The following is a 15,205-nucleotide window of genomic DNA, read 5'->3' as shown; positions in this document are numbered from 1 at the left end:
AAAGCCCACCTTCTGTTGCTGACCCAAAAGAGTAGTTTGCGTCCACCCTTTTTGGGCTTACGAAGAATTTCAAGTAGCTTCATCATGTCTGTGATTGTGCGCCGACTATTCTCAACATTTGCTCGCAGTTGGCCCGGAGACAACGGCTCATACCCGCCTCAACTCTCTCGGCTTTTACGGACAGGATGATTGAATACCTTCATGTCGACTACCTTTCAGAAGCTACCTAAAACCCCTAACCTAACGGAGATGACATATCTTCGCATCAAGCAGAGCGTGCTAACCGGCAGTATCGAACCCTCTTTTTGGCTAACTGAGGAGCATATTGCCACACAACTCGGTGTCAGCAAGAGTCCAGTCCGGGAAGCATTGAATCGCTTGGAGGGGGAGGGATTAATTTCGGATCGAGGCGCGCCGCGGGGCGTCCGTGCGGCAGTTCTCCCGCAAAGAAGTTACCGATCTCTACAACTTGCGGGTTGCATTGGAGCTACATTCGATTTCTGACGCCTCAATCACTCGTACGGTCCTTAGTGAGCTGGCGGAAAGCATTAAGCGCACGGAAGAAATCCTGCAAGCTGGGGATCGTTTGGCACATATCGAAGAGGATCTCCGCTTCCATCGAATTCTCGCTGAGGCCACAGGGAATGGAGAACTATGCAGTGTCTTCGAGAACGTGCAACAGAAGACGTTGCTGTGTCGCTATAGATCGTATGAACTTTCAGCAACGTCGTCACCGTTAGCTCACAAGAAGATCTATAAGGCTCTCAAGCAGGGCCAAATGTTTGAGGCACAGGAGGCGATGCGGAACCACATCGTCTATGTGCGCGATCGCTTGCTGGAAGATATTGACAGTCGTTGAAAGACTCCTGCTGTAGCGCGGCTTGTCATCGCCGATATATCCGAATAGCTGACGCATGAGGATGCGGGGCTGTAATACTAGTTTCATCTTTCTTAGGTTAGAAATCCCTGTGCCATCTTTTTCCGATCAATTCTCCTATTCGCTTCGTTACGCGCAGTACCTTGCCACTGGTACTGAGGAGCAGCAACGTCGCTGGACGCAGGTGTATGACATTGCGCGTCTCGATGCGACTCAACGGGAGCTCATAAGTGGTTTCCAGCGAGCGATGAAGATTCTTGTCCATTCCGGCATCTGGTGTGGAGACTGTGTGGAGCAGTGCCCACTTATCCAGAGGATCGCCGAGGCCAATCCTGTAAAGATCAATCTGAGATTCCTCGAGCGAAAGATGAATACAGAGCTTAAAGAAGAACTGCGCATCAATGGAGGAAGCCGGGTTCCGGTAGTTCTGTTTTACTCCGAGGATGATATGTGATGTGCTACGTCCGGAGATAGGACGCTCAATCGATACCGCGCACTTGCATTGAAGAGGCTAGGGCCAAGCTGCCCGACCGGCATCCTTCCACCCGACAAGAGTGAAGTAGAAGCGACACTCGCTGATTGGCTGAACGATGTTGAGCGTCTGCAACTGATGCTGAGGCTCACTCCGAGACTCCGTGAGAAGCATCAAGACTAGCCTGGCAGATGAGTATCAATATCGCGAGTATTGATGAGTCTGTTCCGCTCCGTCCGCGCAGGCACTTCGTGATCGCGACGCGACTCCACCCTTTCTCAATAGACAATCAGTCATAATAGATAAACTCTGAGAACCAAGCCCGATGATGACCCGCGACCCTGACATTACCGCGCTCCTGCAATCGTTGCACGATGGAGATTCGGTTGGATTGGGTCAGGTGTTGGCTTTGGTTTATGAGCAGTTGCACCGTCTGGCCTCAAGATACATGCGTCACGAGCGCATCGACCATACCTTGCGTACAACGGCCCTGGTGCATGAAGCTTGTTTACGGATATTTTCGTCCGAGATGACCTTCGAAAACCGGGTACATTTGCTTGCGGTTGCGTCCACTGCGATGCGCCGCATACTCGTCGATCATGCCCGGACGGCTCAACGAGGCAAACGTGGTGGTGGCGCTGAAAAGCTGTCTCTAGAAACAGTGGAGAACGAGCAAGCTCTGCTGCTTTGGACCGACCCTGCTCAGATTCTCGATCTGAATGAGGCTCTGGATCAGCTGGCGCTACAAGATGCCCGAAAGGCGCGGTTGATGGAAATGCATTATTTCGGCGGCTTGACTTGCGATGAAGCGGCCGCCGCACTGGCGGTATCCGTGGCAACGGTCAATCGTGATCTCAAGCTGGCCAGAGCGTGGTTGAGGCAGGCGCTGGATGCGCCCGTATCCGTTGCAGAGTAGCCTCGCATTTCGAATCCGTCAGGTAAAGACATGAAGACGATCCTCAGCGCGCAGGAATGGGAGTGTTTGCAGGAGATCTTCGATATTGCTGCGGAGCTTTCCTCGAACGAACGCGATGCCTACCTGGAGCGTGCTTGCGCCGGAGTTCCTCTCCTGCGCCTCCGGATCGAGGCACTTTTGTCGGCGCTTGAGTCAGAGACAAAGATTGGCTCTGTTGTGAGTGGAGCCGCCCTGCAGAAGTTTCAAGCTGAATTGCCTCTTCCTGGAGATCTGCTGGGCTCCTATCGCATTATGGGCGTGGTAGGTCGGGGAGGCATGGGCGTAGTTTACCGCGCTGTCCGCGCTGACGATGAGTATCAGAAAGAGGTCGCCATCAAGGTGGCTGCTCTCGGATTAATGGCTGAAGAACTACGGCAAAGATTTCTCGAGGAACGACAAATTCTCGCCGATCTTGATCATCCGCATATTGCCCGGCTGCTTGATGGAGGAACGACATCTGAAGGGCTGCCCTATGTCGTGATGGAATTTGTGAGTGGTCAGCCGATCGATCATTGGTGCGAAGAACAGGCATTGGGTCGCACGAAGCGGATACGGCTGATGATTTCTGTGGCCAAGGCGGTCGGCTATGCGCATCAGCATCTGGTGGTGCATCGTGATTTGAAGCCGGAGAACATCTATATCACTGGCGAGGGCGAGCCGAAGTTACTGGACTTCGGTATCGCCAAGGCCTTGGTTCCACGCACGGGGCCAGATATAGAGATGATCGATCTCTCGCGCATCATGACACCCGCGTATGCGAGCCCCGAGCAGGTACGTGGTGAGGCCATGACCACGGCGACCGATGTCTATCAGCTTGGTGCCTTGTTGTACCTGCTACTCGCCGGGCGTCTCCCTTTTCGGGACAGCTCTGTCGATCTGGGTGCGCTGGAGCGTGCCATCTGCGAGGTTCCAGCACCAAGTCCGGAGCTGGATGGAGATCTGGACTGTATCGTATTGCGGGCACTTGAGAAAGATCCTGGGCAGAGGTATTCATCAGCCAACGACTTGGCGGACGATCTGGAACGCTATCTCTCAGGATTTCCTGTGGCTGCCAGGAGCGCGTCGTGGCGCTATCGTGTACGGAAGTTCGCCGGAAGGCACAAGCTGCCGGTAGCGGCGAGTGTGTTGGCACTGATGACGCTGATAGGCTTCAGTGTCACCATGTCCGTGCAGGCTCGGCGTATTGCGAGGGAGCGAGACGCGGCTGAGAGAGTATCCGACTTTCTCCAGACTGTATTCACCGCCGCCGACCCATCGGTGGCGCGCGGGCATAGCCTGAGCGCCCGTGAGCTGCTGGATCGTGGAGCTGCCGGAATCGAAGGTCTGCAGGCCGATCCACAGGTGCGGGACAGACTTTTGGACACGCTAGGCAGGTCGTATGCCAATCTCGGTGCCTACGATCGAAGCGATATGTTGCAACGAGAATCTTTGCAACTTCGTCGATCGCTCTATGGTGAACACTCTACCCAGGTTGCGGACACACTGGAACAATTGACGGAGAACGCCGTTCTCCACGATCAGTTTGCCGAGGCAAAGTCCTACGCGAAAGAGTGGGCTCCCCTGGTGCAGTCGCTGTACGGACCGGACAGCCAAAAGTCCGCCGACGCACTTCTGACCATGGCCGAAGTGCAGCTTGTGGAGAGCGACCTGACGAGTGCGGAGGCGAGCTTACGAAGAGAACTCCAGATTGACACCAAGCTGCATGGCGCCGATAGCCCCAAGGCAAGCGCAAGCTTGAATATGTTGGGGAACACGCTCTTTCTGGAAGGTAAGTTCGCTGGAGCTGAACGGGCGCTTCGCCGCTCGCTCAGTATCTATCAAAGGGGAAACTGGCAGGAGTCGCCCAGGGTGATAGACACCCTGGATACGGAGGGGAAGCTTGGACATGTGCTGAGGCTGGAGGAGCGTTATGCGGAAGCGGAAGTTGTGCTGCGTGATGCGCTGGCCTTGCAGCGAAAGATCCAGGGACCCAACCACAGCCGGACCGCTAGTACAGAATCGGGCCTGGGCCTGGTACTTGCCGAACAGGGGCAGTTCGTAGAGGCAGAGGCGCTGGAGCGCGACGCGCTCCGGATACACACAGCAGCGCTTGGTGCCGAGAGCATGAGTGCTGGCGTGGATGAGAGCGCGTTGGGGCGTTTGGCTGTACTGCGGGGCAGGGATGCAGAAGCCAAACCTCTCTTCGAGCACAAAGTTGCGATCTGCAGGCGTCTGTTCGGTGCAGACAATCCGCAACTAGCGCGGGCTCTACTGGATCTTGGCCGCTTACAAGTGGCGATGGGAAGGCTCGATGAAGCAGCGCCCACGCTAAGCATGGCGCTCGCAATGGAGCAGAGGTTCACCGGTGATACCTCACCGTATGCTGCAGCGAACCATCTCGCGCTCGGCCGCCTGCACCTGGCACAGGATGATCTGCCCTCAGCCAAAACAGAGATAGAGCGAGCACTCTCCATCTACCGGAGCGTACAAGTCAATCCGGTAGCAACGGCAGCGGCGGAACAGGCGATGGGCGAGCTTCTACTGCGCGAAGGGCGTCCTGCTGAGGCGCAGCCGGCGCTCGAAGAGGCGTTCCTAAGCGAGAAGGTGAGGCTGCCTGCCGGCAGCCTCGAACTTCAGCAGACGCGAATGCTGCTGCGCCAAGTGGTTCGGTGAGATGTCCTCAGCCGTTGTTGAGCCAAGGAGCATGATTCAAACAGATCAGTAAGGGATCGTCAGAGCAAATCTCCTGGAGCGAAGAGGCTACGGGCGTGTGCCCAGGTTGCTCGTTCCCTTCGCCGTTGGGGTAGCGGGCAGACCGGCGACGATCGGAGTAATCACTGGGGTAGCGATCCCGATCATCTCGGTCACGAGATCACTGTCGAGATTCGTCACCCAGGCGTTGCCCGAGCCGTCGATCGCGATGGCTTCGGGAAAGCTCAGGCCGCCGCCAGTGTAGCCTTTGGTTCCGGAGAGGGCTGTCCCGGCGCTGGAAAGCTCGATCACGGAGTTACCTCCGGAATTAGCTACCCAGGCATTGCCCGAGCCGTCGATCGCGATGGCTTCGGGAAAGCTCAGGCCGCCGCCGGTATCGCCGCCCGTTCCGGAGAGGAATGCCCCGGTATTGGAAAACTTGGTTACGGACTTACCTTCTACATTAACCACCCAGGCGTCGCCCAAGCTGTCGATCGCGATCCCGTCTGGCGAGTCCAGGCCGCCGCCGGAGTAGCCGCCGGTTCCTGAGAGGAATGCTCCGGTGCTGGAAAGCTCGGTCACTAAGTTATTTTGATCAGACACCCAGGCGTTGCCCGCGCCGTCAATCGCGATCGCTTGTGCCGAGACCTGGCCGCCACTAGTGCCGCTGCCAGTGTAGCCGTGGGTTCCGGAGAGGAGTGCCCCAGTACTGGAAAGCTTGGTCACGGCGTCAAATACATTCGCCACCCAGACGTCGCCCGAGCTGTCGATCGCGATTCCCTGTGGCTCGTCCAGGCCGCCGCCGGTATAGCCGTTGGTTCCGGAGAGAACTGCCCCGGTGCTGGAGAGCTTGGTCACGGAGTTACCTTGAAGATTCGTCACCCAGGCGTTGCCCGAGCCGTCGATAGCGATCCCGAATGGCTCATTCAGGCCTCCGCCGCTGCCGTAGCCGTTAGCCCCGGAGAGGAGTTTCCCCGCGCTGGAGAATTCGACTACCGAATTAGCTACGGAATTAGCCACCCAGGCATTGCCCGCGTCGTCGACCGCGATCTCAAAGGGCACACTCAAAGTGCCGGTGTAGTTGATCCCGATGGAGAAGTCGTTGGCGGTGGTAAGGAACGTCTGGAAGGGGCTGGCGTTCGTTGCCAGAGCGAGAAGATTGGAGACATTGGTTCCCGGGTGCTGCGCGATGTTGATGGCTGCCGTTGCCGTATCGGTAGGCTTCGTACTGTAGGTCGTATTGGTGAAGAGGGTGTTGCATCCCGAAGAACTGACTCCGGTGGAGTTGACGCAGGCAGCCAGGATATCCCCCAGGGTATTGATCGTAGTCACAGGAACGACAGCCTTGCTGTTGAGAGGCAAAGTTGCATTGGGCGTTCCGGCGGCCTGGTTCACGAGATTCAGCGCCATATTGAAAGCATTCGCTAGACCGATTGCGGAGAGCGAATGGCCAGAAACCGCGCTGGGCGCACCGATGTGCAGGGGGTCAGTCGCAAACCCGGCCAGAGCGTATGCTGCGGCCACCGTGCTGAGCTCATTCATCGACACGGTCGTAGCGTTCGGGAAGGCGGCGCTGGGCGTCGCGCTGGCACAATCGCCTACCACCGCTAGCAGGGTTGCTGCGGAATTCACTGTGCCGCCAGCTCCCACGCCAGCCAATTGCGGATTGCCGCCAGTCGAGTAGAGGTAGACCTGGGTGGTCGGAGTGCAGGCAAAATCCCCATTGATATCGAAGCTGCCCGCTGCATTCGTGATGACGTAGTGAAGTCCTTTGCTGTCCGCGTGCTCCGTCGCGGCGGTCAGCAGTGAGGTTGACGCATTGCTGCCGGTGCCGGATTTGGCGGCGATGCCGTTGCCGCCATACGCGGCCGTGCTGGCGGCATACATATAGACGTGCGCGCCACTAATTGGCTGCTGGCCGCCATGAACGATGCCTTGAATGTGCATCGTGGTCAGTGTCGGGGTATTGGAAACGTCCCCGAAGTTCGACGAGCAGCCGTTCAGGCCAAGAGATAAAGCCACGCCCAACAAGCTGGCCACGTACGAGAAGGATAAAGGATAGTTTTTCATGGTTCTCCGATAACGGGATGGTGGTTTTATGCTGTGCTATGACTGGAATGCATGCATTGTAGCCACAGCACAGCAGATGAATTGGCGCAGCACGGAGCAGGTATGCTCCGTGCTGCGCGGGTAACTAGCCACACTGCATTAAGAAATACGATTTCCCGCTACTTCCAACCGATCTCATTTTCACTCTATGGCCAACGTAGATGACAAGGACAGAAACAGCAGGAGCTGGACCTCGGATCAGCCTGCTTGTGTCTACGGAGGCAATAACCAGTGCCTTATGGCGTAGGAAGTGGATGCCAGTCGCAACGGTCTAAATCTCCCGCGTCTGCTAAGTTAGCTCCAACGGGTGCAAGTTTCAGTTCAGGTGATGTCGTAATGTCAAGATACTCTGTTCTGAGTTTTTCGCATCCGATGCCTTCATATACGCCCTCGATATGGACCGGCAGTTTGTTCTCGTAACCTTCGAACTTTGCTTCGCCGGCGATCTTGAAAGGCACCTGCAACTTGAATTGCCGATAGGTAGACCTCGCCAGATAGCAGCGCTTCGGTGGCACCGCAACCGGGACCAAGAAGGTCAACTCCTTGGAAGTCTCCGTCGTTTCGCCAAACTCGAAGCTCTGACTGGCTTCGGTGCTTACCTCCACTTTTCCCTCAGCGACGTACGGAATTCCGGTTTCCACCGTGACAGACGCGCCCACCGTGAGCGTCGTTGTCTCATTCCACGTCGATGATTTCGTTTCGGTGTACGTCACGCTAACAGTCGTCACTTGTGTGAGGTCGGTGGGGTTGTTGAGCTCCTGAATCAGCACCGTCTTCACGACGCCCGGCGTTCCGTCGATCGCGTTCTCCAAATCGTAGCTAACCTTGTGCAGCTCAACATCCTCTTCGATTTTGTCTGTTACTCCGGAATGGAAGACTCTTAGCTTCCATTCGCCTTGTGGCGCTACCGCAAAATTGCCGTCATCATAAAGAATGGCAAGCGAATCGCGAATGAACTTTATTTGAGGATGATTGGTGCTCAATGCCCATACAGCGGCGCCCCCCTGATTTCGGATCACGAGGTTCCCATCTGGCTGCATATTGATATTGTGGAAGCCGTTCTCGGTAAAATACGTCGCACCGTCGCTCGTCTTTGTTGACCAAAGGCCAGACTGCACGCCGTAGTAAGAGTCACCGCGATAAATGCAAAAGTTTCCGTCTTCCTGCATCACAGCCTGGAACAAGCCATTTTTCGATCTCAACCATTGCCCCGTCGAAATCGATTCGCCTGACCTCAAAACGTGTTCATTGTGTGCCATTTCATTCCTCTGTGTTCAATCTGATTCGTGTGTCGTTGATAAAGCGTTGACGGTCTCGTAAGGCGTCAGCGCAGTCATCCCAAGGCCACTGCCCCAGGATGGAGGCGGCAACCTTCGAGGTGGGCGATGAAATGATTCGGCCCGCGATCCGGCAGAATATTTCCTTCTTATTCTGTTAAGCGACAACGGTGCCGGAACTCTATCACTCGTCTGCAAATTATTTTTTATAGAAGCAGGAGATTGGATCTTCTCGAAGTCCTTGCATGCGTTCTCGTCCAGAGACTGCATCCTGGAAGCGTTCTCTTCTTCGTGGGAAGAGCCTCTCTTCGACCCGAAAGACCTGCTCATCTCATTTCTCGGCAGTGATCGGCCATGGATGTTGAACGGCGGACGGCCGAGTACATTGCTCAATATCTGAAGGCCAAGATGAGGAGTAGATGCGCGAGATGTTCGTACATCTACTCCGTTTTAACTAGCGCCAGCGGCCAGTCGAAAGGTAGTCGAAGGCTTCTGTTTACGCGGTAAATGGGAGCATGTGTGTAGGTTGACTGCCACTCGTTCTTTGTTTAGCCGCATTTCACCTCACGTTCATCGCGCTGTGGCAGGATCGTTGAATTCCAGAGAAGTCCGGTACCCCTCATGCAGTCCGTACAAGCGTGAGTGTGTCATGCGGAACCCACTGTCCGAACCAATGATTCAGGAGATCAGCAGCATGTTTAAGAGAACCGCGTCGTTCGCCCTGCTTGCCATGGCCCTTGCGGGCATGTGCACAGGTGCGTTTGCTCAGACCAGCACCGAAGGCGCCATCGCTGGCAGCGTGTTTGATACCACCGGTGCTGTCATCCCCGGCGCCAAGGTGACCATCATCAACCAGGGCACGAATGACACGATCAACCTGACTGCCGATGGCAGCGGCTACTTCAAGGCTCCGCTGCTTGAGCCCGGCACGTACAAGACGCACGTAACGGCAGATGGTTTTGGTGGACTGGACAGCACCGTTCTTGTGCAGGTTGGACAGGTGACGAACTTTGCGCCGCACCTCGCGAATGGCGGCACGACCGTGCAGATCTCCGTCTCCGCCGACGTGCCGGTGCTCAACTTTGATGGTCCGGAATTCGCTTCCAACATCAACAAACAGGCGGTCGATAATATTCCGATCAACAATCGCCGCTGGTCCGCGCTTGCGCTGCTTACTCCGGGCGCAACGGTAGACTCGAGCGGCTTCGGCCTGATTCAGTTCCGCGGCATCTCGGATCTGCTCAATAACATCGAGATCGACGGCGCGGATGACAACCAGGCCTACTTCGCCGAAGAGCGCGGCCGTACCCGCGAGGCGTACTCGACCTCGGCGGCTGCCGTGCGTGAGTTCCAAGTCAACTCCGGTGTGTACCCTGCGCAGTATGGACGCGCTGCGGGCGGTGTCATCAACTCCATCACCACCAGCGGCACCAACGCCATTCATGGCCAGGCGTACTTCTACGACCGTGAATCGAAGTTCAACGCCTTCAACGACCAGAGCACGATCCCTGTCGTCGGCGTGAGCGGAGCGGTGACCAACGACCCATTCAAGCCCAAAGACCTCCGCAAGATCTATGGATTTTCGGCGGGCGGTCCGCTGATGAAGGATAAGCTCTTCTGGTTTTATACCTATGACCAGCACAGCCGCATCTTTCCGCTTTCAGGTGTAGCCACCAACCCGGGCAGCGTGAATAACACGACCTCGCCGGGCTTCAACGCTCTGCCGGACGCTACGCTGCCCGGCACTGCCACCTGTAATGCGACGACAGGTGTGCTCGGCAACGCGTCCAGCGTCACGGACACCATCGACGCGCAGGCCTGCACCCTTGCCGCCCGGCTTAAGCTGGGCAGCTACGCAGCCGGCGTCGCGCTCTACCAGTCTGATCTGAATGCGCTGAATTCGGATCTGGGCCTGATTCCGCGTACAGGCTATCAGGAGATCAACACGCCCAAGCTCGACTACCAGATCAACAATAAGGAGCACCTCAGCCTGCTCTTTCACCGTCTGCGTTGGGACTCGCCCGGCGGCGTGCAGACGAATGCGACCGGTGATTACTCACTGAGCTCGAGCGGCACGGACTTCGTCAAGCTCGACTATGGCGTGGCCAAGCTGACCTCGCTTATCCTCTCCAACCTGTCCAACGAGCTGCTCTATCAGTACAGTCGCGAGCTGAACGATGAAGGTCAGCAGCCCTTTACACCGTACGATCTCAATCAGCTGAAGCAGACCGACGGCGATGTCCCGTATCTCTCTCTGAATACGGCCAAGAACGGCGCCTTCTTCGGGTCGCCGTACTACTCGCAGCGCCCAGCCTATCCGCTTGAGCGCAAGTGGCAGGTGGGGGACTCGCTTTATCTGTCGAAGGGTAACAACAGCTTCAAGTTCGGTGTGGACATCGTGCAGAACGATGACTTCACCAATCAGGCGCAGTATTACGAAGGCGACTATATCTATACGACCAACCTGGCGAACTACTTCGCCGATCTTGGATCAAAGGGGCAGGCAACCGGTACCTGCGACGTCAACCAGAGCGCAGCCGCCTCGGCTACGGTCAACGCACTGGGAACATATCCCTGCTACAACAGCTATGAGCAAGGCTATGGGCCGACGACGTTCGACTTCTCCACGCTCGACTATGGCTTCTTCGCGCAGGACAACTACAAGATCACGCCTCGCCTGACACTCGAACTCGGTCTGCGTTATGACTATGAGCAGACGCCGGCGGCGTACTCCAATCTCATCGCGCCTGCGACCCTGAACGGGAGCAACTTCGTTCCGTATAACGGGATCGGCAACAGCCCCAACGACAAGAACAACTTCGGCCCGCGCATCGGTTTCTCGTATGACTTGTACGGTTCGGGCAGGACGGTTCTGCGTGGCGGCTATGGACTCTACTATGGGCGAATCACCAACGGTAACCTCGGCACGGTTCTGTCAAGCACGGGCAGCCCTCTCTCTCAGTCCTCACCTACACTGAAGGCGTCGCAGGGTCTTGGCGTTGTGCCAACCTTTGGCAACCGCTTCACCACAGCTCAGGAGAATGGCGGAGCTTCAGCGTTCTTCCGTGCGCCCAATCTGCAAAACCCGCAGGTCCACGAGTTCGATCTGCAGGTGCAGCAGGATCTCGGCCACGGTACTGTCTTCCAGGTCAGCTATCTGGGTGCGCTTGGCCGCGAGCTTCCCAACTTCCTCGATGTGAACCTGAACCCGGCCAGCCGGCAGAGTGTCAACGTAACCTTCCTGGATACGACGGGCAAAAGTCCCATCCCGAATGGCACTGTCATCCCGACGACCGTGTATACCAAGTACGGCAACACGGCTCTGCTGGGACCGAGTGCTGTCAACTTCAGCGCGATCACGGAGTATCTAAGCAACGTCAACTCCAGCTATAACGCACTCGCGTTTGAGGTGCAGAACCGCTCTCTGAAGAGCCTCCAGTTCGACGCCAGCTATACCTGGTCGCACTCGCTGGACTTCTACCAGAACAACTCTTCGGCTGGCAGCACGCAGAGCTGGTATGACCCCTTTGGCAACCAGCGCGTGAACTACGGCAATAGCTCTTACAACACTCCGAGCCGCTTCGTCGGGTATGCGCTGTATAACTTCCCTGGAACCTCGGGAGGCCCTCGCGCCCTGAAGTACCTGACCAACGACTGGAGCCTGGATGACACGTTCCAGTTCCAGACCGGTCTGCCGTACTCCTTTGGGACGAGCGGCAGCATCTCCTCTACCGCGATTCAGTCCGGCTTCGCTGGTTCTGGCGGGCCGGCGTTCATCCCGCAGCTCGGGCACAATAACCTCTACTACAACCGCATCCTGGTCGACGACGTGCGCATTGAGAAGCAATTCCCGATCACCGAGCGCATGCACCTGCAGGTCTATCTGCAGGCCTTCAACGTCGCCAACCACCAGAACGAGACCGCGGTCAACGGTACGGCATACGCCTTCAGCGGCACCAGCGCGACGGCGGGCACCGCGACCTACCAGACCAACTTCGGGACCGTCAACAAGACCAACAACAGCGGTTTCAGCTACACGCCGCGTCAACTGGAACTCGCGACCCGGCTGTACTTCTAAACAGCTTCGAAAGCGATCCTAGGGGGGCGGTTGCCGGTGCAGCCGTCCCCATTCCTTTGCGCTACACCTTTGAGTGACGGGGTTCAATTTGCTCAGCGCTGCCTAGTCGCCGTTCGGCCTGGCGGCTAGAGTAACGTGTCATTCGTTCCGTGCACGAGATCAGCGGCTGTATAGCCGATATTCTTGAGGGCATTAGGGCTGAGGCGTTCGGCTAGCTGAGAGAAGCAGAGGCTCTGCGGAGTAACGGGCTTTCCCTGAGACTCTATTAATAACCCCGAGGGAAGGGGAGTACCGTGTACGCGGCCTCCCTTACCATCAGGCATACCCTCGCTTCAGGGGCTACGCGCATGTTCTCGACGCGTCGGCGGACTTAGCGGCGGCCCACGCAGGGGACTAATCTGAGCTTTTTGCTTATTGACTGCCACAGCAAAAATACAGCTTCGATAAGTCGCCCTAAGTTGTTGAGGAGATTTGGAGGCGCGGGTCGGGATCGAACCGACGCATAAAGGTTTTGCAGACCTCTCCCTTACCACTTGGGTACCGCGCCTCAACCTACACCGTAACTCCAGGGCGCAGGGTACACTGACTAGCTTGTGGAAGTGTACCGCAAATAGGAGGGTGTTTGGAGCGGGAGACCGGGGTCGAACCGGCGACATCTTCCTTGGCAAGGAAGCACTCTACCACTGAGCTACTCCCGCCCTGCCTCAGCAAGTATAGCCGAGGTTGCACTAAGAATGCAAAGCCTATTGTGCAGCGGATGCTGTGTGTTCCACAGCAAGGCGTTTGCTGGCAATACGCATGTCGCCGGCACGTACGATATGCGGTGTGATGGTGATCAGTAGTTCATCGCTATCGACTTCCTTGTCCTCATTGGTGCCCTGAAAACCAGGTATTTCATTGAGCCCCGGAATACCCGACATGGAGCGCGATTCGTCGCGGGAGATCTCGCTGGCAAGCAGCGCTTCTTTGCCGGCAGGGACGGTGATCGTCGAGGTCAACGAACGGTTTGTCAAAATCGGAATGCCGTCGTTAGAGCCGGTGCCGAGCGCTTCAATCTTCAACTCCAGGGTCAGGCGGACGTCGCCGGAGCGCAGAATTCTTGGAGTGGTCTTTACGGTGATGCCGAGATCTTCATATTGAATCTGCGGGATCGTCACCGTTGAGGTTCCGAGGTATTGCTGGAGTAGCGTATTGAGGTTCGTCCCGCCCACATTGACGCCGGCGAGGGAAGACGGCAGACTATTCGAGCCACCAGAGCTGTAGGTTGACGTTGTGATTGGATAGCGTGTGCCGGCGCGGAAGTTGACAGGCTGATTGTCGTTTGCGCGAACCTGGATGTCATCGAGCGTGCGTGCGTCGCTGGCATTGAGGGACAGGTTGAGGTTAGTGCCGGAGCCGAGGAATACGCCTGCCAATGGCAGGCCGCTGAAGTGGCCCAGCACGCCAATAAGATTGGTGAATTGAGACGCGTTGACGGTGCCGGAGGCGATGAGCAGTTCGAGTTCAGACAGCGCGTCCTTGCCCGGATTGCCAGTCAAGACCAGCAGACCCGCGGCGATCGCCTCTTGAATCAGCGATTCGTTCTGATTGATCAGGTTCTGCGCCTCGGAGGCAACCGGAAAAGCGCCGACAGAGGTGGGCAGTTGCGCTCCTACGTTTTTGGTGTTGCTTTTCTGGACCTCGTACAGGTGAATATCCAGCAGAACGTCGGACCCGCCGTCGAGGAGATCCGCATAGGTTGCGTTCAGAAGACGTAGTGTCCCCTCATCGCCACGGATGAGGATGTCGCCGGCGGTGGGGCTGGCCGTAACATTTTTGAGATCGAAGACATTGCGGGCAACGTTGGCGAGCTCGGTCATCTCTTCGCTGCTGACGCCGGGCATGTAGATCGTCTCTTCGATCTGGGGCACGAGGCGATCGCGGTTTTCCGCAGTGTCTTTCGCAACGAGCGCAGCCTGTGGCTGCACGGCGACGACGAAGACATGCGTCATCTCCTTGAGGACACGGGTCGCATCTGCGAAGTTGACGTTGTCGAGGTCGAACTTGATCTGGGCATTGCTGGCGATGGAGTCGTCGAACGTAACGGTGATGCCGAAGGCGCTGTAGACTGCGCGAATCACATCCTGCGCACTGCCATGCTGATGAAAGCTCTTGGTTCCTGAAGCGGGTTGCAGCTCGATGGGGCCGCCGAAAGAGGCCCCGGCATGACCTCCGGGAAGGTGGGAAGAATCGATGACCCTGGGCTGGGGGGCGGTGTCAAAGTCGAAGTGCTGGGTGACGATGTTGTTTTTTGGATCGATGGCCTTGGCCTCAGCCAGCAGGCTTGCGGCACGCTGATCGTCGCCCATAAGACGTGCTTTGGCGGCCGACTGTACCAGCTCCGAGACCCGATGCTCACGGGTGACGGCGAGCGAAAGTACGTATTCCTGCTTTTCGGGATTGAGCTCCACGGCCTTCGCAAAACTTTGTTCGGCCGCGGCCAAATCATTATGTTCTATGTGTCTTGCGCCTTCGAGGTAGGCATCGTCAGCCTGGCGTGCCTGCTTTTCGGAGATGGGCGGGCGCTTGGCGGTGTACGGAGCGGCAGACGTTGTGGGCCGTGCCGCCAGGGTGCCGGCGGGGGTGCTCACCGGCGAGCTGGACGCGTCCTGCGCATAGGCCCCTGCGCATAGCAGTGCGGAGAGGCCGAGTCCTGCAATGCACGCCATGTTCGACGGGAGACGGCGCGAACTGTGGCGATAGCTGTGGCCTGGCATGATGGAAGTTA

9 protein-coding genes and 2 tRNA genes are annotated in these 15,205 nt (G+C 57.1%); 6 read left to right on the top strand and 5 right to left on the bottom strand.

Annotation, left to right across the window (positions count from 1 at the left end):
• Nucleotides 1–201 precede the first annotated feature (201 nt).
• From HDF15_RS25900 to HDF15_RS12175, 5 genes are all read left to right on the top strand, one after another.
• Entirely contained in the window at nucleotides 202–504 is a 303-nt protein-coding gene (locus tag HDF15_RS25900; RefSeq protein WP_311733088.1) for a GntR family transcriptional regulator, read from the top strand.
• Nucleotides 428–859, top strand: coding sequence for an FCD domain-containing protein (locus HDF15_RS25895; RefSeq protein WP_311733087.1), 432 nt, complete (start codon nucleotides 428–430; stop codon nucleotides 857–859). The genes HDF15_RS25900 and HDF15_RS25895 overlap by 77 nt, the downstream gene beginning before the upstream one ends.
• Before the next feature lie 109 nt (nucleotides 860–968).
• Complete coding sequence (locus tag HDF15_RS12185; RefSeq protein WP_184255858.1) at nucleotides 969–1,331, top strand: thioredoxin family protein; 363 nt, start codon at nucleotides 969–971, stop codon at nucleotides 1,329–1,331.
• Between the two features lie 343 nt (nucleotides 1,332–1,674).
• Nucleotides 1,675–2,265 (top strand): ECF-type sigma factor, encoded by a 591-nt coding sequence (locus HDF15_RS12180; RefSeq protein ID WP_221314398.1) that lies wholly within the window; start codon nucleotides 1,675–1,677, stop codon nucleotides 2,263–2,265.
• Between the two features lie 30 nt (nucleotides 2,266–2,295).
• Complete coding sequence (locus tag HDF15_RS12175) at nucleotides 2,296–4,956, top strand: serine/threonine-protein kinase (RefSeq protein ID WP_184255856.1); 2,661 nt, start codon at nucleotides 2,296–2,298, stop codon at nucleotides 4,954–4,956.
• 87 nt (nucleotides 4,957–5,043) lie between these two features.
• Here HDF15_RS12175 and HDF15_RS12170 read toward each other — a convergent pair whose 3' ends face one another.
• Together HDF15_RS12170 and HDF15_RS12165 are read right to left on the bottom strand one after the other, a co-directional pair.
• A complete protein-coding gene (locus HDF15_RS12170; protein ID WP_184255854.1) occupies nucleotides 5,044–7,044 on the bottom strand; it encodes an NHL repeat-containing protein in 2,001 nt (666 codons plus the stop codon).
• Between the two features lie 275 nt (nucleotides 7,045–7,319).
• The gene (locus HDF15_RS12165; RefSeq protein ID WP_184255852.1) at nucleotides 7,320–8,342 is read right to left on the bottom strand and encodes an ETX/MTX2 family pore-forming toxin; all 1,023 of its coding nucleotides are present in this window, start codon (nucleotides 8,340–8,342) and stop codon (nucleotides 7,320–7,322) included.
• A 712-nt stretch (nucleotides 8,343–9,054) separates the two neighbouring features.
• On the opposite strand from HDF15_RS12165, the gene HDF15_RS12160 reads away from it, so the two are divergent.
• Nucleotides 9,055–12,438, top strand: a complete 3,384-nt coding sequence (locus HDF15_RS12160) for a TonB-dependent receptor (protein WP_184255850.1) — start codon at nucleotides 9,055–9,057, stop codon at nucleotides 12,436–12,438.
• Between the two features lie 472 nt (nucleotides 12,439–12,910).
• On the opposite strand, the gene HDF15_RS12155 is transcribed toward HDF15_RS12160, so the two are convergent.
• From HDF15_RS12155 to HDF15_RS12145, 3 genes are all read right to left on the bottom strand, one after another.
• A tRNA-Cys gene (locus HDF15_RS12155) sits at nucleotides 12,911–12,985 on the bottom strand.
• A gap of 76 nt (nucleotides 12,986–13,061) precedes the next feature.
• Nucleotides 13,062–13,136: transfer RNA gene (locus tag HDF15_RS12150), tRNA-Gly, on the bottom strand.
• 45 nt (nucleotides 13,137–13,181) lie between these two features.
• Nucleotides 13,182–15,194, bottom strand: a complete 2,013-nt coding sequence (locus HDF15_RS12145; RefSeq protein ID WP_184255848.1) for a hypothetical protein — start codon at nucleotides 15,192–15,194, stop codon at nucleotides 13,182–13,184.
• Nucleotides 15,195–15,205: the final 11 nt, after the last annotated feature.

The organism is Granulicella mallensis (genome assembly GCF_014203225.1).
GTDB classification, from domain to species: Bacteria; Acidobacteriota; Terriglobia; order Terriglobales; family Acidobacteriaceae; genus Granulicella; species Granulicella mallensis_A.
Note: the sequence above shows the minus strand (reverse complement) of the source record. Positions and strands in the feature narration are given on the sequence as shown.